19 protein-coding genes are annotated in these 16,575 nt (G+C 64.0%); 18 read left to right on the forward strand and 1 reads right to left on the reverse strand.

What is annotated here, in order from left to right; all coding sequences use genetic code 11:
• The first annotated feature begins 18 nt into the window (after positions 1-18).
• The 11 genes from sctS (at position 19) to sctC (ending at position 8,443) form a co-directional block, all read left to right on the forward strand.
• Positions 19-282, forward strand: a complete 264-nt coding sequence (gene sctS, locus AKL28_RS12700) for a type III secretion system export apparatus subunit SctS (RefSeq protein ID WP_050468512.1) — start codon at positions 19-21, stop codon at positions 280-282.
• Between the two features lie 4 nt (positions 283-286).
• Positions 287-1,075, forward strand: a complete 789-nt coding sequence (gene sctT / locus AKL28_RS12705) for a type III secretion system export apparatus subunit SctT (RefSeq protein ID WP_050468513.1) — start codon at positions 287-289, stop codon at positions 1,073-1,075.
• A 15-nt stretch (positions 1,076-1,090) separates the two neighbouring features.
• Positions 1,091-2,197, forward strand: a complete 1,107-nt coding sequence (sctU, locus tag AKL28_RS12710; RefSeq protein WP_050468514.1) for a type III secretion system export apparatus subunit SctU — start codon at positions 1,091-1,093, stop codon at positions 2,195-2,197.
• Between the two features lie 9 nt (positions 2,198-2,206).
• Positions 2,207-2,773: a hypothetical protein gene (locus AKL28_RS12715; protein ID WP_050468515.1), complete on the forward strand. Its 567-nt coding sequence runs from the start codon at positions 2,207-2,209 to the stop codon at positions 2,771-2,773.
• Between the two features lie 81 nt (positions 2,774-2,854).
• Positions 2,855-3,259: an EscI/YscI/HrpB family type III secretion system inner rod protein gene (locus tag AKL28_RS12720; RefSeq protein ID WP_050468516.1), complete on the forward strand. Its 405-nt coding sequence runs from the start codon at positions 2,855-2,857 to the stop codon at positions 3,257-3,259.
• Between the two features lie 14 nt (positions 3,260-3,273).
• Positions 3,274-4,176 (forward strand): type III secretion system inner membrane ring lipoprotein SctJ, encoded by a 903-nt coding sequence (gene sctJ / locus AKL28_RS12725; protein ID WP_082221485.1) that lies wholly within the window; start codon positions 3,274-3,276, stop codon positions 4,174-4,176.
• Positions 4,173-4,769 carry a hypothetical protein gene (locus tag AKL28_RS12730; protein ID WP_156226325.1) on the forward strand — a complete coding sequence of 199 codons (597 nt, stop codon included), beginning with the start codon at positions 4,173-4,175 and terminating at the stop codon, positions 4,767-4,769. Before sctJ ends, AKL28_RS12730 begins: the two co-directional genes overlap by 4 nt.
• Positions 4,770-5,567: an HrpE/YscL family type III secretion apparatus protein gene (locus AKL28_RS12735; RefSeq protein WP_156226326.1), complete on the forward strand. Its 798-nt coding sequence runs from the start codon at positions 4,770-4,772 to the stop codon at positions 5,565-5,567. It abuts the gene before it with no gap.
• A 123-nt stretch (positions 5,568-5,690) separates the two neighbouring features.
• The gene (locus tag AKL28_RS12740) at positions 5,691-5,924 is read left to right on the forward strand and encodes a hypothetical protein (RefSeq protein ID WP_050468518.1); all 234 of its coding nucleotides are present in this window, start codon (positions 5,691-5,693) and stop codon (positions 5,922-5,924) included.
• Between the two features lie 3 nt (positions 5,925-5,927).
• Positions 5,928-6,347: a hypothetical protein gene (locus AKL28_RS12745; protein WP_050468519.1), complete on the forward strand. Its 420-nt coding sequence runs from the start codon at positions 5,928-5,930 to the stop codon at positions 6,345-6,347.
• Positions 6,344-8,443 carry a type III secretion system outer membrane ring subunit SctC gene (gene sctC, locus AKL28_RS12750; protein WP_050468520.1) on the forward strand — a complete coding sequence of 700 codons (2,100 nt, stop codon included), beginning with the start codon at positions 6,344-6,346 and terminating at the stop codon, positions 8,441-8,443. Before AKL28_RS12745 ends, sctC begins: the two co-directional genes overlap by 4 nt.
• A 149-nt stretch (positions 8,444-8,592) precedes the next feature.
• On the opposite strand, the gene AKL28_RS24470 is transcribed toward sctC, so the two are convergent.
• Positions 8,593-8,859 carry a hypothetical protein gene (locus tag AKL28_RS24470; protein ID WP_156226327.1) on the reverse strand — a complete coding sequence of 89 codons (267 nt, stop codon included), beginning with the start codon at positions 8,857-8,859 and terminating at the stop codon, positions 8,593-8,595.
• Between the two features lie 200 nt (positions 8,860-9,059).
• On the opposite strand from AKL28_RS24470, the gene AKL28_RS12760 reads away from it, so the two are divergent.
• The 7 genes from AKL28_RS12760 to AKL28_RS12790 are packed head-to-tail and all read left to right on the forward strand — an operon-like array spanning position 9,060 to position 16,506.
• Complete coding sequence (locus AKL28_RS12760; RefSeq protein ID WP_231602418.1) at positions 9,060-9,665, forward strand: toxin co-regulated pilus biosynthesis Q family protein; 606 nt, start codon at positions 9,060-9,062, stop codon at positions 9,663-9,665.
• Complete coding sequence (pilN, locus tag AKL28_RS12765; RefSeq protein WP_050468564.1) at positions 9,665-11,470, forward strand: PilN family type IVB pilus formation outer membrane protein; 1,806 nt, start codon at positions 9,665-9,667, stop codon at positions 11,468-11,470. The genes AKL28_RS12760 and pilN overlap by 1 nt, the downstream gene beginning before the upstream one ends.
• Positions 11,471-11,480: 10 nt before the next feature.
• Positions 11,481-12,746: a type 4b pilus protein PilO2 gene (pilO2, locus tag AKL28_RS12770; protein ID WP_050468522.1), complete on the forward strand. Its 1,266-nt coding sequence runs from the start codon at positions 11,481-11,483 to the stop codon at positions 12,744-12,746.
• Positions 12,736-13,242, forward strand: coding sequence for a type IV pilus biogenesis protein PilP (pilP, locus tag AKL28_RS12775; protein ID WP_050468523.1), 507 nt, complete (start codon positions 12,736-12,738; stop codon positions 13,240-13,242). The genes pilO2 and pilP overlap by 11 nt, the downstream gene beginning before the upstream one ends.
• Positions 13,239-14,852, forward strand: a complete 1,614-nt coding sequence (locus AKL28_RS12780) for a GspE/PulE family protein (protein ID WP_050468524.1) — start codon at positions 13,239-13,241, stop codon at positions 14,850-14,852. Before pilP ends, AKL28_RS12780 begins: the two co-directional genes overlap by 4 nt.
• Positions 14,842-15,915, forward strand: coding sequence for a type II secretion system F family protein (locus AKL28_RS12785; RefSeq protein ID WP_050468525.1), 1,074 nt, complete (start codon positions 14,842-14,844; stop codon positions 15,913-15,915). The genes AKL28_RS12780 and AKL28_RS12785 overlap by 11 nt, the downstream gene beginning before the upstream one ends.
• Positions 15,916-15,954: 39 nt before the next feature.
• Positions 15,955-16,506, forward strand: a complete 552-nt coding sequence (locus tag AKL28_RS12790; protein WP_050468526.1) for a type 4 pilus major pilin — start codon at positions 15,955-15,957, stop codon at positions 16,504-16,506.
• The last annotated feature ends 69 nt before the right edge of the window (positions 16,507-16,575 follow it).

A 16,575-nucleotide genomic window follows, 5' to 3' on the forward strand; every position in this document is an offset into this window, starting at 1 on the left:
CAACTCCAGGAGCCCGGCATGACCGATACCATCACCTATTTCCAGCAAGGCCTTTGGATGGCCGTCATGATGTCGGCGCCGCCGCTGCTGATCGCCACCTTATGCGGCATGGGAGTGTCGCTGATCCAGGCCGTCACCCAGATCCAGGACCAGACGCTGCCTTATGTGGTCAAACTGGTGGCGGTGGCGGTGACGCTGGCCAGCATGGGACGCTGGATCGGCGTGGAGATGATCCGCCTGGCAGAGCTGGCCTTCACCATGATTCCCGACATCGGACGCTGAGCAGATGCCGACTTCGCTGCTGCTCGACATCAATGCCGTGCTGGTGACCATGGCCCTGGTCACGCCGCGCGTGCTGGTGTGCCTGGTGATCCTGCCCGGCTTCGGCCTGAACGTGCTGACCGGCATGGCCAAGAACGCCGCGGCCATGGCGATTGCCTTGCCGGCAGCGCTGCCGACCTTCTACTTCGTGCAGCGCAACGCGCCGGACATGCTCACTTCGGGCGTGATCGTGTTCAAGGAAGCCATCATCGGCTTGATCTTCGGCATCCTCATGGCCATTCCGCTGTGGGTGGTGCAGTCGATCGGATCGATCTTCGACAGCCAGCGCTCGCCGATCCAGATCCAGGCCAACAACGCCTCGGTCGACCGCGATGCCAGCGCCATCGGCGCCATGCTGTTGCAGGCAGTGGTGCTGGTGATGGTGCAAGCCGGCATGTTCTCCGCCATGGCGCGCATCCTGATCGAGAGCTATGCGGTATGGCCGGCGTATGAACTGATGCCGCCGTTCGAACCTGGCCATTTCGACATCGTCATCAAGCGCTTTGGCGAATTGCTCTGGTACATCGTGGTGTATGGCGCGCCGGTGCTCATTCCCCTGATGCTCATCGAATTCGGCTTTGCCATCATCGGGGTGTTTGCCTCCAACCTGCAGGTCTCGTTCGCCTCGGCCCCGATCAAGAGCCTGGTGGGCCTGGTGATCCTGCTGCTCTACTGGTCCACGTTTTCCCATTACGTGGCGGGAGATTTCACCCATTTGCTCGACCTGGTGGCGAGCTTGATGGAAATACCTTGATCGCAGGGAGGATGCATGAGCGACGAAAAGAGCGAAGAGCCGACCGACAAGAAGATCGAGGATGCCAAGGAGAAGGGCCAGATCGCCGTCAGTCGCGATCTGGCCCGGCTGGCCACGCTGGTAGTGGTGATGGAAACAGTGCTGGCTACCGAATCGCTGTGGCGCGGAGCCTTGTTCAACATCATGAACGGCGGCATCGAAGGCGTGGGGCAGGATTTCCGCACCGTGATGGAAAACCAGCTGACCGCCTCGCTGACCTTGCTGGCAGTGTTCTTCGTCGGCGCCTTCATCATCTGCCCGGTGGTGGCGGTGGCAGCGCATTGGGGGCAGTTCGGCGTGCTCATCGCCACCGAGTCGCTGCAGCCCAAATTCGACAAGCTCAATCCGGTCAACGGCCTCAAGCAGCTGGTGTCCAAGAAAAAGCTGATCGAGCTCCTGATCACGGTGGGCAAGGCCGGGCTGATCGCCTTTCTGATGTACAGCGCCATTCGCGGCCAACTGGCCAATATCGTTACGCTGGCAGGCGGCGAGCCCAAGGATATCTACGAAGCCTTCCTGACGCTGATCCGTTCCATCTTCCACATGATCGCGGCGGTGTGCCTGGTCTTGGGTGCGATCGATTTCGCGGTGCAGAAATACTTCCACAAGAAAGAGCTGATGATGGACAAGGAAGAGATCAAGCGCGAATTCAAGGAATCCGAAGGCGACCCCATGATCAAGGGGCAGCGCAAGCAGCTGGCGCGCCAGTGGGCCAACGAAGCGCCTGCGGCCAAGACCGAGGAGGCCAATGCGGTGGTGGTCAATCCCACCCACTTCGCGGTGGCCATGTTCTACGATAGTGCCGAGGCCATGGTGCCGATGGTGCTGGCCAAGGGGAAAGACGACGTGGCCCAGGCCATGATCCGGCGCGCCCATGAATGCGGCATCCCGGTGATTCGCCACGTCTGGCTGGCGCGCACCTTGTACGCCACTTGCCGCGACGACACGGCGGTGCCGCGCAGCAGCTACCAGGCGGTGGCGCAGGTGTACGCGGTGGTACACGAGATGCTGGCCAGCGGCGATACCCAGCGCGTGGTGGAACTGGAGTCGCTGGGCGAGCCACCTGTCCCGGCAGCCTTATAGGGAGGACGCATGGCCAATCCGCACGATATCGTCGACCCTACCGCACTGCATCCCGAACGAATGGCGCCGGGCGAGGCCCGCAACCGGCGCACGCGCCACGAAATCGAGCTGCGTATCGTGGCCCATCGACGGCAGGCGGCCGCTGAACGGCAGGCTGACATCGATGCCGGCGCCGATGCCGCCGCGCCAGACAGCGGCCAGTCGCTCATCGGCGCGCTGGCCGATGGCGCGCCGCCCAAGCGGGGCGGCGACGATATCCTGAGCTGGTCGCTGACGGCGGTCTTTCGTTTTGGCGGCGACCTCATCGCCGACGACGAGCCGGCATCGCAACGCCACACCATCATCGGCAGCGGCGACCGCGCCCATCATCTGGCCATGGCGCCGGGAACGCCCGCACCGCAGCCACGCCAGCCCAGCGCCAGGCGCGACGCGCTGATCATGCCACCCAAGCCCAAATCCAGGGCCGAGTGCCAACGGCGCTGCGGCAAGAACGGGTTTTGCGATCCTTCCTCGGACCTGGGCTGCGGCGGCGAGCATTGCGGCAATCCGCTCATGCGCCATCCAGGCATGCTGTGACAGCGGCGTTGCATCGCTGGAACCTTCCGTTGCCGTTTTCCACTCAAGAACTGTTCAGTCAGATTTCGATGGAGTGGAAATATGCAGCAAGCGCCATTACAGCCAAGCGTGACCCTGAACGACCAGTCCGCCGGCGGACCCCGCAGCAACGGCCTGCACATGGAGATCCAGTCCGGCAGCGCTGAAGGCGAGCATTTCAAGGCCATGTTCGAGCAGTACATGAACAAGGATGCAATGCGCATCAAGCCCAACACCAATTCGCTGGGCAGCGCGCTGGCGCAGCGCACCACCGGCCTGGCATCCGAAATCAAGCAAGACCAGATGTATGTCTCCAAACTGCTCGAGAAGGCCAGCGTCAGCGGCGACTCCATGCAGCTCATGCGCGCCATGATGGCGCTGAGCGATTACCAGATCCGTGTGCAGACGATTTCCAAGACCGTATCCAAGGCGTCTTCCTCTGTCGATTCACTGACCAAACTTCAATAACCGGGGGCATGCATATGCCGAAGACAAGCAATCTGCAGCCGCGCAGACCGGTGGCGCGCGGCATCCTGTTACGCGACCTGGCGCGCCTGGCCTGCCTGGCCATGCTGCTGGTGCTGTTGAGCGCTTGCAGCAGGATGGTCATCCTGCAGGCCGGATTGACCGATGCCGACGCCAACGAAATCATCCTGACCTTGAACCGCCAGGGGATCGAGGTCGACAAGCAGAAGAGCAAGGAAGGCGTCACGCTGCTGGTCAAGGACGCCGAGCTTTCGCGCGCCACCGAAACCATGACTGCGGCAGGTCTGCCGCGTCGCAGCCTGTCCAACCTGGGTGAAGTATTCAAGAAGCAGGGCATGATCTCTTCGCCCATGGAAGAGCGCATCCGCTACATCCACGGCCTGTCCGAAGAACTGGAGTCGACCATGCTGCAGTTCGACAACGTGGTGGCGGCGCGCGTGCACGTGGTGCTGCCGGAGCGCATCGCGCCGGGCGAGCCGATCCAGCCTTCTTCGGCCGCCGTGTTCATCAAGTACCGCCCGCCGCTGGATGAAGACGCGGTCATGCCGCGCATCCGCCGGCTGGTCGCATCCAGCATTCCGGGCCTGGCCAGCGAGGATGGGCGCAACAAGGTGTCGGTGGTGATGATGCCGGGCGAAGCGCCGGCGCCAGGGATCGAATGGACCATGTTCGGACCATTCACCGTGGCCGCGGCATCGGCTACAGGGCTGGCGCTGAGCTTCGGCCTGCTGTTGATAGTGGCCCTGGCCAGCCTGGGTTACATCGGCTTGCAAAAGGCGCTGCGTCATCCGCGGCTCAACCGCCTGGTCGCCAACTTCGTCGCACGCCGCGCCGGGAAGGCGGCCGAGAAGCAGGCCGAGAAGCAGGCCAAGGCGCAGCAGAGTACGCAGGGTACGTGATGCAGGAGGCCTTGTCGGACGATTTCCTCGATTGGTGGTTTGCGCCCTGGACGTATGGGGAGCTTGCCGCCGGCTCGGGTGTGATCGGGCAGGTGGCAGCCAGCACACTGGGACGGCGCGACAGCTACCGTCACTGGTGCGAGCAACATGCCGTGGCCGCCGTGCTGCCGGCATCGGCGGACCTGCGCTGGCAGGGCGCGGCGCTGCGCGATGCGCAGCAATTCGCGCTGGCGGCAACCTTGTACGGCGGCTTGTTCGCCGCACGCGCCCGGCGCACCGAAGAACTGGCGGGGCTGACGGCGCCGCACCGGCGCTGGTGCCTGAGCGTAGCGCTGACACAGCCGCTGGCCGGATGGACCTCCGAGCTGCCCGGTCCGCTGGCCAACGCACGCACACGAGGTGTGCTGGAACTGGCGTTGCGGCTGGAGCAGGCGTTTCCCGGGATGTGGTCGCGGCTACGGCTGCTGCTGGCGCCTGCCGACGATGTACAGATGGCGCCGCAACTGCGGCAGCCGCTGCCGGAGACGGTGCGGCTGCGCGAGCGCGAGCGCACTTGCTGGCAATTATGCGTCGCGCGCGCGGCGGCGTCCTAGATGAGTGCCGAGAACGGAGTCTGGAACATCATGCAGCAAGAACAGGCAATGAATTCTTTTTGCGTCGCTGCGCTGGCGCTGCCGCAGTCGCTGCGTCCGCGCTTTGGCGTGGTGAGATCGGAAGCCTTCGCCGTGACCGACGAGGCCGGCCAGGCTGCCGCGCGCATGCTGGAGCAAGCCCGCCAACAAGCGGATGACCTGATGAAAAAGGCGCGCCGGCAGGCCGATCACCTGATGCGCGACGAACAGCGGCGAGTGGCCGAGGAGGCGACCCAACTGGTGCAGGTGCTGCAGCAAATGCAATGCGAGGTGCTCGAGCAGGCACAGGAATTGGCCATCGAGCTGGCCCAGCTCACATTCGATCGCCTGGTGCTGGAGACTACTCCGCGCGAACGGCTGGAGGCGGCTTGCCGGCGGGTACGCGCGGAGGCGCCGCCGAAACTGGCCGAGGCGGTAGCCTGGATGCATCCGCTGGACAAGGCCGAACTGGCCGCAGCCGACGCCATGGCATGGCAGATCAGGGAAGACGATCGCTTGCCGCGCGGCACCTGCCGGCTGGAGGCCGCCAGCGGCGAATGGCGCGCGCAGTTCGACCTGGCAGCGGCCGCCTTGCGCGCAGCGCTGGCAGAATTCGGCGCGCTTGGCGCGCCGGCGGTCGATCAGAACCACGTTGCAGACCATGAGCAAGGGGACGACAACCCGAACGCCCCCGAAGCGCATGGCCAGGACGAGGAACAGGAGCATGCCGACGAGAGCGAAGAGGAAGAGCAGGGCGCTGGCGCCTCATGGCGGAGATAAAAGTTGAGACTTTTGTGGGGCATGCGAGCGAACCGGATGGCAGGGGGAGGGCACATATCCATGCATTCCCATCTGTCAATCGTGAATCGGCACGCCGGTTTGCTTACGCAAAGGAGAACGACCATGTCCGCCAACAGCCATCCTTATTTGCAGACGCTCGGCAAGCTGAACAATCGCTTCGAATCGACTGCCGATCAGCTGAGCGATTTCAACCGGCGCCAGGCCGATGGCGAACATCCTGATCCGGCCGAATTCATGGACTTGCTCAACAAGCAATCGGTCACGCGCACGGCCATGACCGCGCAGTTCGGCCTGCTGCAAAAGCCGCTCAAGACCGTCCTCAGCGAAACCCGTTAACCCATGCGGTCCGAAGAACTGGAGCAGTGGCTATTGGCGCTGCCCCTGTCGGAACCGTGTGAAATCGACGGCGAACGCGTTTATTTCAACATTGCCGACGATGGCGCGGAGCTTGGCCTGATCTTGCTCCCGCACCCGTCCGACGCCCAGATTACCGAAGCCATCCGCGCCGGATTCCAGGGCGCCCTGGAGTTCGAGGCGGGCCTGGGCATCGGCGAGGATGGCGCATTGTTGCTCAATCGTTGGCTGCCCCAGGCCGAGACCTGGTTCGACGCCGCCGACGCACTCGAGGATTTGCTCAACCAGGCCGGTCTGTGGCGGGCCGCCCTGGGATACGTCACGAAGACCGGCATCCGGCGGGATACCGGAATCAATCGGGCCGAAGAGCGCTTGCGCGCGGCCATCAAGGGGGATACACCATGAACGTCAGAGAAACCATCAAGTCCTGGGGCATCGGCATGCTGCTGGCCGTGCTGCTGCTGTGGGGCACCACGCTGCATGCGGCGGTGCCGGCGGCATGGAAGGATGGTGGATTTTCCATCAATGCCAATGGCCTGACGGTGCGCGGCGTGCTGGATGAATTTTCACGCACCTACGGCGTGCGCCTGCAGATGAGCGCCGACGGCGGCCAGATCATCAAGGGCCGGGTCAAGGCCGACAACGGCGTGGAATTCCTCAACCGGTTGACCGGTTCCTACAAGATGCGCTGGTTTGTCTACAACGATACGCTGTACGTGGTGCCGTCGACCGACAATACCTCCTCGCGCATGCAGGTCGGCGACGACGCCGTGATGGATGCCAAGGCTGCGCTGGTCGGCCTGGGCCTGTTCGATGAGCGTTTCGGATGGGGCGAGTTGCCGGACGAAGGCGTGGTCATCGTCAGCGGCCCGCGCGCCTACGTGGACCTGGTGCGGGAGGTGCTCATGCCCACCGGCAAGAAGGAAAAACTGCGCGGGCGGCAGGTCATGCTGTTTCGCCTGACTTACGCTACTGCCAATGACCGCGTCATCAATTCGCGCGGCAAGGCCGAGACCATCCCCGGCATCAAGACCATCCTCACCAATCTGCTCATGGGCGCGCATGGCGGTGAAAAACTCACCGGCAGCAGCAACCGCTTCGACGCCGATAGCCGCAAGCGTTCGCGCACCGGCAAGATCAGCCGCAGCGAGTCAAGCGAAGGCAACCCTGGAAGTGGCGAGCGTTTTTCGCCCCTGTTTGCCGCACCCGGCAGTAACGGGCGCAACAACCTGATGGCCCCGGGCGCATCCCAGGGCGACTATGACAATGGCGCGGGCGCCGGTAACGGACAGGAAGGCGAGGGCAAGAACCAGCCGCCACGCATCGAAGCCGATCCCACCCTCAATGCCATCATGATCTATGACGACATCGCCAAGAAAGAGATGTATGCGTCGCTGATCGCCCAGCTCGACGTCAAGCCCCAGCAGGTCGAGATCGAGGCGCTCATCGTCGATATCGACCGCAGCCGGCTGGCCGAAATGGGCGTGGAGTGGGGCGTGCGCGCCGGAGTGGTCGATACCGTGGTCAACGGCACCACCACCCAGTCCAGAGGCACCAACCTGCCGTTGCCGGGCGCGACCCTGCTCATCAGCGATGCGGCGCGTTTCTATGCCCGCCTCAAGGCGATGGAATCGAACGGCGAGGCCCGCGTGCTGGCGACCCCGACCGTGCTGACGCTGGACAATGTGGCGGCGGTGCTGGACCTGAGCCAGAGCGCCTACGTATCGATGATCGGCGAGCGCGTGGCCGACATGTCCGATATCACGGCAGGGACCATGCTGCGCGTGATCCCCCGCATCATCAATGACGGCGGCCACACCCGGGTGCGGATGGAAGTCGATATCGAAGACGGCTCGCTGAACAACAACGATACCAATACCTCGACCACCACCAATGGCAGCGGCAGCACCAACATCGCCGCCAGCGTGACCCGGTCGACCATCAATACCCAGGCCATCATCGATGCCCAGCAGACGCTGATGATCGGTGGCTATCGTGCCGAGTCGCTGATCCGCAACAAGCAGAAGGTGCCGGTGCTGGGCGACTTGCCGCTGGTGGGCGGATTGTTTCGCAGCGAGTCCAAATCCAACAGCACCCGCGAGCGACTGTTCCTGATCACGCCGCGCATTACCAGTTTCGATGGCACCCGCCTGGCATCCAATACGGCAGCCCGCGGCAAGGCAGGCGCGGCGCCGGCCAATCCGATGCCGCCGACCGCGCCCCCATCGGCGCCAGGCATGCCGCCGATCCCGGTACCGGCGCCAGTCAACAGTTCGCAGATATTGCCGGCGCCTGCGGCAGCGGCCACCTCCAGTAGCACGCCACCGGCCATGCTGCCCCTGCCGGCGAATCCACCGGCGTCGAGTACGCAAAGCGCAACGGAAGAGCCGGCGCTGGCCAGTACGGCGCCTGCGGGTGGCTCGTTGATGGGGGTGCGCCTGCCGCTGCGCAAGACCAAGAACCGTTGCGTCAGGCCTGGCGGTATCGTCGGGATTCTCTAGTGTCCCGAGTCAGAACACTAGGGCCTGCTTATCATCCCGCAGCAAGGGAGCGCCACGGCGCTCCCTTTGCGTTTTGGGGGCGCAGATTTTTTCGTCGGGCGGTGGAACTGCCGCTCAGCCAGTTTCACTCATGTTCAGCGACCGGACAGTCAGGTGATGGCTGGGTGGTCGGCCAACAGGAAACGGTGTGCAAGGACGGCGAGATTGCTGTTTCGTCCAGTTCCGGTGCGGTCATATTTGTTGAGAATTTCACGCCCCGGTTTAGTTACACTGTGCAACATGTTGAGACGGAAAGCGCCAGCAAACGCTGGCCGGGCAAGGACAGGGATCATCGCATGGCGTACCGCGCCGACGTTGAATTGTTCACTGCAATGGTGAGCAAGCGATGAAAGAGATGCAAAAGAATTAAGCAACATTCGAAACTCGGGCAACAGCACATTTTCAGGATTTCAAGCGATTTCAGGCCGGGCATTACCCGTTCCGTTTCGCACCGGCGGCCTTGCGCATGCAAGACGCAGGGGACTCTGTTTGCCTTTTTTTAACGTTGTCGTTCAAGGGATGCGTCATGGTTCGCTCAAACATTGCAGGCTGCTGCCACGGCAGGCGGTTCAGGTTGGTGGCTTGCGCTTTTGTTGTCACGCTGGGCTCGGGCTGGGCCAGCCAGGCCGCTGCGCAAGCGGCGCTGCCGTCCATGAGGTATGTCGGTACCACGACCTTTGCCAGCGCCGAGGATGGCCGCTTCCAGTTGGTGGCCGGCGAGCCGGAACTGGATGACTGCGACCCGTTGCCGCTGGCCAGGGCTGCGCTCGCCAGCGATACGCTGGTGCTGGCCAAGGCCGACACCGACAAGAAGCCGGTAGTCCGCCCGGCACGGGCCGGCAAGAGCGCTGTCACCACCGAAACCTTGATCGATGCGGCGCCAATGGCAGCCGCGCCGGCAGCCATCGCCGTGTCCGCCGACGCCACCCGCACCTGGGAGATCGTCGTCTCCGACAAGACCCTCAACGCCACCATGGCGCGCTGGGCTGCTGCGGCCGGATGGCAACTGCTGTGGGAGTTGCCGGTGGACTATGCCGTCGAGGCCCGCACGCAGGTCCGCGGCACATTCGAAGAAGCCGTGTCGATCGTCGCCAGCAGCATGGAGTCGGCAGAAATTCCAATGAAAGCAGTCTTTTATCAAGGCAACAGAGTGTTGCGCATCATGGCCAAGGGGAGCGAATGATGAGGGCCTATTCCAGCAAACTGCCGCTGCTGTTGCCGCTGGCAATCCTGATCGCCGGTTGCAGCGGGCTGGCCAACAAGCTTGAGGTCAAGGTTGACGAGGAGGCCGAACGCGCCGCTCGCCTGAGCCGCGACGTGGGCCGCACCGCGCCCGGCACCGTCATGCCGTCGTCCCCGCTGGTCAAGCACGAAGCCGGGATCTGGCTGGGCAAGACGCCGATCAAGCTAGGCCAGCCTTCGCTGCCGCCGATCTTCTATGAACCGACTACCTTTGATCGCACCATCAATTCGCTGACCGAACTGGCTGAACGGATCACCCTGCGCTCGGGCATACCGAGCAAGGTCAGCCCGGACGCGCTGGAAGTCTCCGGTGGCGCGTTCCGCTCGCGCGGCGTTCCGGGCTTGCCTGGCCTGCCCGGTGCGGCAGGACGCGGCGCCCCCGGCATGGTGCCGGGGGCTGGCCCCATGCTGCCCCTGCCCGCTGGCACTCCCGGCGAAGGCATGAGCAGCCCCGTGCAGCCGGGACGCGGCCCGGCGGCCAATACCGGCCAGGCCCAGCCGACCTTCACCGACATGCCCAATGGCGTGCGCATTGCCTATAACAGTGGCTCGCTGAAGGGCTTGCTCGATACCGCCGCCGCCCGTTTCGGGGTGTCGTGGAAGTTCAGCGATGGCGTGATCCAGTTCTTCCACACCGAATCGCGCAACTTCCAGATCAGCGCCATTCCGGGTGACTCGACCTTCTCGGCCACCGTCACCAGTGGCGCGACCTCCACCGGCGGCACCGGTGGTGGCAGTGGCGGCGGCGGCGGTGGTTCCGGTGGCGGCGGCAGCTCGTCCTCGGGCGTGAACGCCAACAATACCCAGAACACCCAGGTCGCGTCCAAGCTGTCGGTCTATACCGGACTGGAGTCGGCGATCAAGGTGATGCTGTCGCCGTATGGCAAGGTGCTGGCTTCGCCTGCCACCGGTTCCATCACGGTGGTCGATACTCCTGATTCGTTGGAACGCATCTCGTCCTACATCGATGGCGAGAACAAGTCGCTGTCGCGCCAAATTGCCATCAACGTGACCGTGCTGTCGGTCATCTTGCGCGATTCGGACCAGTACGGTATCAACTGGACCGCTGTCTACCGCAGTCTCAACAGCAAATTCGGCATCTCCAACGCCTATGAAGGTGCTACGACCACCGGCCTGGTGTCGTTCACCGCCGGCGTCCCGGCCGGCGGGACCTCCAAGTTTGCGGGTAGCCAGGCGGTGATGCAGGCGCTGTCCGAGCAAGGCCGGGTGCGGCGCCAGACCACCGCATCGGTGGTGACGCTCAATAACCAGCCGGTGCCGGTGCAGGTGGCGCGCCAGACGACCTACCTGCAATCGCTGCAAACCTCGCTGGTAGCGCAGGTCGGGTCGACCACGTCGCTCACGCCCGGCGTGGTCACGGCCGGATTCAACATGAGCATCCTGCCGCACATGCTGACCAATGGCACCGTGATGCTGCAGTTCTCCACCGACATCTCGACGCTGCGCCGCATCCGCACCATCATCGGCACCAGCGACTCCGACGGCAAGGTCACCTCGCAGATCGAGTCGCCCGAGCTGGACACCCGCAACTTCCTGCAGCGCGTGGCGATGAAGTCCAACGAGACCCTGATCATCAGCGGCTTCGAGCAGACCGACGACGACCTGGGCCGCTCGGGCGTCGGCGAGGCCAAGAACATGGCGCTGGGCGGTGGTTTCTCGGCATCCACCAACAAGGAGGTGATCGTGGTGCTGATTACCCCGGTGGCCATGGGCCCGGCGTCCTGAGGAAGATGACATGGCCGGCTATATCACCACACTAGAGAAGCACAAGTTCGTCTGCGGCCTGTTCTGGCAATCGCTGTCCAAGCCGCGCGAACTCAACCGTGAAGCCGCCGAGCTGGGCCGCCGGATCGATTCCGACCTGATGGTGGTCCGCATGGACCACACCACGGCCCAGGCCGGTTTTGCCCAGACCAGGGACGGCATCAAGCGCGGCATGTATTCGCTGGCCGCGGTGGTATCAAAGACGCTGGCCATCGAAGGTGCGTTCTACGACGGCGAGCAGCAACCGGTGCACAACTGGCTGGGCGCCTTCAAGCTGCCTGACGGCCACTGGGTCTACTTCGCGGTGCGCGACGCCAACTTCCTGCCCAATGGCGACTTCGCCGGCACCAAGGAAGAGGTGCTCGACCGCTTGCACAACGATTACGCGCTGGGCGGATGGAACGTGGTGCTGGGTGAGGACGAGTTGCGTTCGTTCGGCTTTCACAACTTCCAGCCGCGCGACATCAAGAGCTTCATCCCGCAGCGGCCGGACGGCAGCATCCGCATCCACAAGTGGTGGGGCATGCGCCAGATCGGCGGCCGCCCCAGCTGGGTGCCGATGGCCGCTGCCGCCGCCGTGATTGGCGCCGTGGCGCTGGGCGGCACCTACGGGTGGAAGATCTACCAGCAGAAGAAGGAAGAGCGTGAACGCGAGATCGCCATGCAGCAGGTGCGCGAAAGATTGATGCGCGAAGCCTCGGTGGCCGCGCGTCCCTGGGCCAAGAAGGCCTCGCCGGTGAGCCTGATGCAGAGCTGCCAGAAACAGTTCACCCATCCCACGGCAGGCGGCTGGGTGCTGGAGTCCTATACCTGCACCCAGGAGGCGCAGACCTATGCATGGGGCCGGGGCATGTCGACCGTGGCCATGTTGCGCGAGCAGATGCCGGACGCCGTCGTGGAAGCGACGGGAGAGCGTGCCAGCTACGCGCGCCCCCTGAAATTGCAGGCGCCGCAGAACGAAGATTTGAAAGACACCCGCGAGACGCTCGAGCCGTTGCTGTCGCGGCTGCAGATGATGGGGGTGCCGATCAAGGTCAGCACTGCGCCGACGCCGCAATTGAATACGAGCGACCAGCAGTGGCAGCCCAATTGGCGCAGTTACCTTTTCAAGCTCGTCGCCGGCGGCATGGAGCCGCTGGAGATCGCCGAGATTCTCAACCGGCCGGGTGTGCGGGTCGACAAGGTGGTTTATCAAGGATCCCAGTGGATCATGGAGGGAACGATATATGCGAAATAAGACCATTGCGCTCAAGACCGCTATTGCAGCGCTGGCGGTAGCAAGCGGGACGGCGTTTCCCGTCCACGCCGAGAGCACCTCCGAGAGCCTGACCCGGATCGAGGCCGAGACCATGGTCTTGAAGGCGCGGGAAAAGCAGCTCGAAGTGCAAGCCAGCATCGTCACCAAGCAAAACGAGATCGCTGCCCGGCAAAGCGTGACGGCCGCGCTCAACCAGCCCGAGGTGGTGGGCGACCCGGTGGTGCGCGCCATCGAAGGCATCGGCAGCCGCATGTATGCCACCTTGCAATTGAGCGATGGCAGCATGGTCGATGTGCAACAGGGCGACACCCTGCCCGGCGGGATGAAGATTGTCGCGGTGCACCCGCGCGAGGTACTGGCATCCAACAAGGGACGCCAGTTCCGCCTGGGAACCTATGCGCCGGTGCTGACCGGATTCAACCCGAACTTCCCCGGACCGGGCGTGCCTCCGGCTGCACGAGGAGTCGCGAGATGAAACTGCGCCTGCCACGCCGCCGCGAACAGCCGCAAGGCACGCCCGCCGGCACCCATGACGACGTACCGCGCTTCGACGGCCTGCAGGTGTTGAGCCACGGCGGCCTGTTCGAGGCCAGCCAGGAAGAGCGCAAGCTGCTGTGCCTGCTGGGTGACGGCCGTCTGCTGGTCGTGGCCGGACAAGAGCTCAATCCCCATGTCATGTCCTACCAGGGACGGCTGGAGCGGCTGGGGCAGCCGTATCAGGTGGAGTCCAGCGGGGTCGAGGTGATCTACCGCATCAACCGCATCGGCGGCGTGTTGCCCGAGGAGCGCCACCAGGAGCACACTATGATGCAGGTCACCGCCAAGGACCTGCTCAACAAGGCTTGCCGTTCACGCGCCTCCGATATCCATCTTCGGGTGCGCAAGAACTGCACCGAGATCTACTTTCGCATCCACAACGACCTGGTGCCGGTAGGCGGCCAGACCCGCGAATATGGCGACCGCCTGCTGGCTACCTTGTATGGCGCCATGACCTCGGTCTCGGATAGCTCCTACAAGCCCACCGAGCGCCAGGACGCCGCCATCTCGGATCGCGACAAGCTGCCGCCGGCGCTGTACGGCGTGCGTATTGCCACCGTGCCCACCAGCGAAGGCTCGGTCATGGTGATGCGTCTGCTCTATAACGATGCCGGCGACAACATCGATCTGCGGCCGCTGGGTTTTTCCGAAGCCCATGCCATCGCGCTGCAAAAGTTGAAGGAGCAGCCGGTCGGCCTGAACATCATCAGCGGCCCCACCGGCTCGGGCAAGTCGACCACGCTGCAGCGGGTGCTGACCGGCGAGATCATCGAAGCCGAAGGCAAGCTGCACGTGCTGACCATCGAGGACCCGGTCGAATACCCGATCGAAGGCGCGGTACAGACCGCCGTGACCAATGCCGGCAGCGAAGAAGAGCGCTCGCGCGCCTTTGCCGCCGCCATCTCCAACGCCATGCGGCTGGACCCCGACACCATCATGATCGGCGAGGTGCGGGATCGCGCCACCGCGCAAAACGCCCTGCGCGCCTCGATGACCGGGCACCAGGTGTGGACCACGGTGCACGCCAACAGCGCCCTGGCCATCGTCGACCGACTGCTGGACCTGGGTTTGCCCGCCAGCCTGGTGGCCGACCACCACGTGGTGACCGGCCTGATCAGCCAGCGCCTGGTCAAGAAGCTGTGCCAGTGCTGCCGGCAGCCGCTGGCGAAGAATCCCGAAGCGCTGCCGCCGGCCATGCTGGCGCGGGTGCGCCAGGCGGTGTCGGCCAATCTGGAAGGTGTCTGCGTGACCGGCCCGGGATGCGAAGAATGCAAGGGGCAGGGTACGGTGGGACGTTCGGTGGTGGCCGAGATCATCATCCCGGACGACCATTTCTTCCGACTGGTGCGCCAGGGAGAGAAGACCGAGGCGCTGAAGTACTGGGTCAACGAACTGGGCGGCAGGACCATGCTGGAGCACGCCATCGAGAAAGTGGCGCGCGGCGAACTCGACCCGCGCATGGCCGAGCGGGTGGTGGGTCACCTGGTCTATGACCGCGCGCCGGTGTTGCCCTTTCTGACCGTGGTGGAGGGGCGCAGTGCTACCTGATATCAACCGCCTGTGGGCCAAGACGCAATTCACCGATACGGCGCGGCTGCGCCTGTACCGCAAGATGTCCAAGATGCTCAGCAACGGTTTGCCGCTGTTGAAGGTGCTGGAAGAATTGCGCGACCGCGAATCGCATAACGGCAAGAAATCCAAGGAGCCGCTGGCGATCATCCTCGACGATTGCCGCCGCAGCGTGCAGAACGGCCGGCTGCTGTCGGAAGCGCTGGATGGCTGGGTGCCGAAGTCGGAGCAGATGATCCTGATGGCCGGCGAGCAGTCCGGCAAGCTGGAGCCGACCCTGATCTCGGTGGTCAACGTGGTCCAGGCGCGCAAGAAGATCAACGCGGTGATCGTGGGCGGCATGGCTTATCCGCTGGCGATCCTGGGCTTGGTGCTGTCGTACATCTACCTGTTCGGGGCCAAGGTCATTCCGCAATTCACGACCATGATGGACCCCAACAAGTGGCAGGGGGCGGCGCGCTCGCTGTACCTGATGTCGCTGTGGGTGCAGCACTGGATGGGATGGACCTTGTTGGGCATCGCCGTGGCGCTGGTGATCCTGTTCGCGTCGCTGCCCCGCTGGCGCGGCAGCCTGCGCATCTGGGCCGACCGTGCGCCGCCTTATTCGATCTATCGCCTGATGGTGGGCAGCGGTTTCCTGCTGGCGTTCTCGGCCCTGCAAGGCGCCGGCGTGACAGTGGAAAAGGCGCTGATGCGCTTGTCCAGCGGCGCCCAGCCCTGGTTGCGCGAACGTCTCGATGGCGCGTTGCTGGGCGTACGTTCGGGCCTGAACTGTGGCGAGGCGTTGCGCAATACGGGATATCAGTTTCCGTCGAAGGAAGTCATCGACGATCTCTGCGTCTATGCGGAGTACAAGGGATTCGCCGAGGCCTTGCAGCTGTTGGCGGATGAATGGATGGAGCAGGGGGTGGAAATCATTTCCCTGCGCATGAAGCTGGTCAACGGACTGGCGGTGGTCACCATGGCGGTGGTCATTGGTTGGCTGGTGATCGGGTTCTTCGGGATTCAGCAGGAAATTGCGGCACTTGCCCGCGCTCATTAATGCTCTTAACGCAGTTCTTTCTTCCAACAGGGGTTAATCATGCACGTCGAAAAAATGAGTGGTTCACACGCCAGGGAAATTCGCTCCAACAGCAAGGTCGCCCGCCAGCAAGGCGCGTCGCTGCTGGAAGGCATTGCCTACCTGGGCATCGCCGCCATCGTGGTGATGGGGGCGATCTCGCTGCTGACCGGCGCCTTCAGCAGCGCCAAGTCGAACCAGGCCAATGAAGAAGTGATCGGCTTGCGTACCGCGGTGCGCAAGCTGTATATGGGGCAGACGTATCCAACCGCCGGCATCCCGACCCTGCTGCAAACCGCCAAGGCCGCGCCCGGCACGCTGGCCGCCGACGGCACCACGCTCAAGAACAGCTGGGGCGGCACAGTAGCCATCGCCGGATCCGGAACCGGCTTCCAGATCACCTATCCATCGGTGCCGAAAGACGTTTGTGTGAGCATGTTGTCGGGCGCCAATGGCTGGACCTCGGTGCAGACCAACGGTGGAACCACCCTGACTACTTTCCCGCTCACGGCCGATAACGCCACTACCCAGTGTTCGGCGGCCGACAACTCCATCGTCTACACATCGAGCTGATTACCGGCGCTGTGACGAATGCGCTGGCGGGCGCAGCTGCACCCGCCAGCCCGACCTAACGGAGGGCTC

The sequence above is a fragment of the Herbaspirillum chlorophenolicum genome, assembly GCF_001189955.1.
GTDB lineage: Bacteria > Pseudomonadota > Gammaproteobacteria > Burkholderiales > Burkholderiaceae_D > Herbaspirillum > Herbaspirillum chlorophenolicum.

Bases quoted from the DNA above. Each gene is read 5' to 3' on its own strand.
- sctS (WP_050468512.1), top strand. From the start codon at position 19: ATGACCGATACCATCACCTATTTCCAGCAAGGCCTTTGGATGGCCGTC.
- sctT (WP_050468513.1), top strand. From the start codon at position 287: ATGCCGACTTCGCTGCTGCTCGACATCAATGCCGTGCTGGTGACCATG.
- sctU (WP_050468514.1), top strand. From the start codon at position 1,091: ATGAGCGACGAAAAGAGCGAAGAGCCGACCGACAAGAAGATCGAGGAT.
- AKL28_RS12715 (WP_050468515.1), top strand. From the start codon at position 2,207: ATGGCCAATCCGCACGATATCGTCGACCCTACCGCACTGCATCCCGAA.
- AKL28_RS12720 (WP_050468516.1), top strand. From the start codon at position 2,855: ATGCAGCAAGCGCCATTACAGCCAAGCGTGACCCTGAACGACCAGTCC.
- sctJ (WP_082221485.1), top strand. From the start codon at position 3,274: ATGCCGAAGACAAGCAATCTGCAGCCGCGCAGACCGGTGGCGCGCGGC.
- AKL28_RS12735 (WP_156226326.1), top strand. From the start codon at position 4,770: ATGAGTGCCGAGAACGGAGTCTGGAACATCATGCAGCAAGAACAGGCA.
- AKL28_RS12740 (WP_050468518.1), top strand. From the start codon at position 5,691: ATGTCCGCCAACAGCCATCCTTATTTGCAGACGCTCGGCAAGCTGAAC.
- AKL28_RS12745 (WP_050468519.1), top strand. From the start codon at position 5,928: ATGCGGTCCGAAGAACTGGAGCAGTGGCTATTGGCGCTGCCCCTGTCG.
- sctC (WP_050468520.1), top strand. From the start codon at position 6,344: ATGAACGTCAGAGAAACCATCAAGTCCTGGGGCATCGGCATGCTGCTG.
- AKL28_RS24470 (WP_156226327.1), bottom strand. From the start codon at position 8,859: ATGTTGCTTAATTCTTTTGCATCTCTTTCATCGCTTGCTCACCATTGC.
- pilN (WP_050468564.1), top strand. From the start codon at position 9,665: ATGAGGGCCTATTCCAGCAAACTGCCGCTGCTGTTGCCGCTGGCAATC.
- pilO2 (WP_050468522.1), top strand. From the start codon at position 11,481: ATGGCCGGCTATATCACCACACTAGAGAAGCACAAGTTCGTCTGCGGC.
- pilP (WP_050468523.1), top strand. From the start codon at position 12,736: ATGCGAAATAAGACCATTGCGCTCAAGACCGCTATTGCAGCGCTGGCG.
- AKL28_RS12780 (WP_050468524.1), top strand. From the start codon at position 13,239: ATGAAACTGCGCCTGCCACGCCGCCGCGAACAGCCGCAAGGCACGCCC.
- AKL28_RS12790 (WP_050468526.1), top strand. From the start codon at position 15,955: ATGCACGTCGAAAAAATGAGTGGTTCACACGCCAGGGAAATTCGCTCC.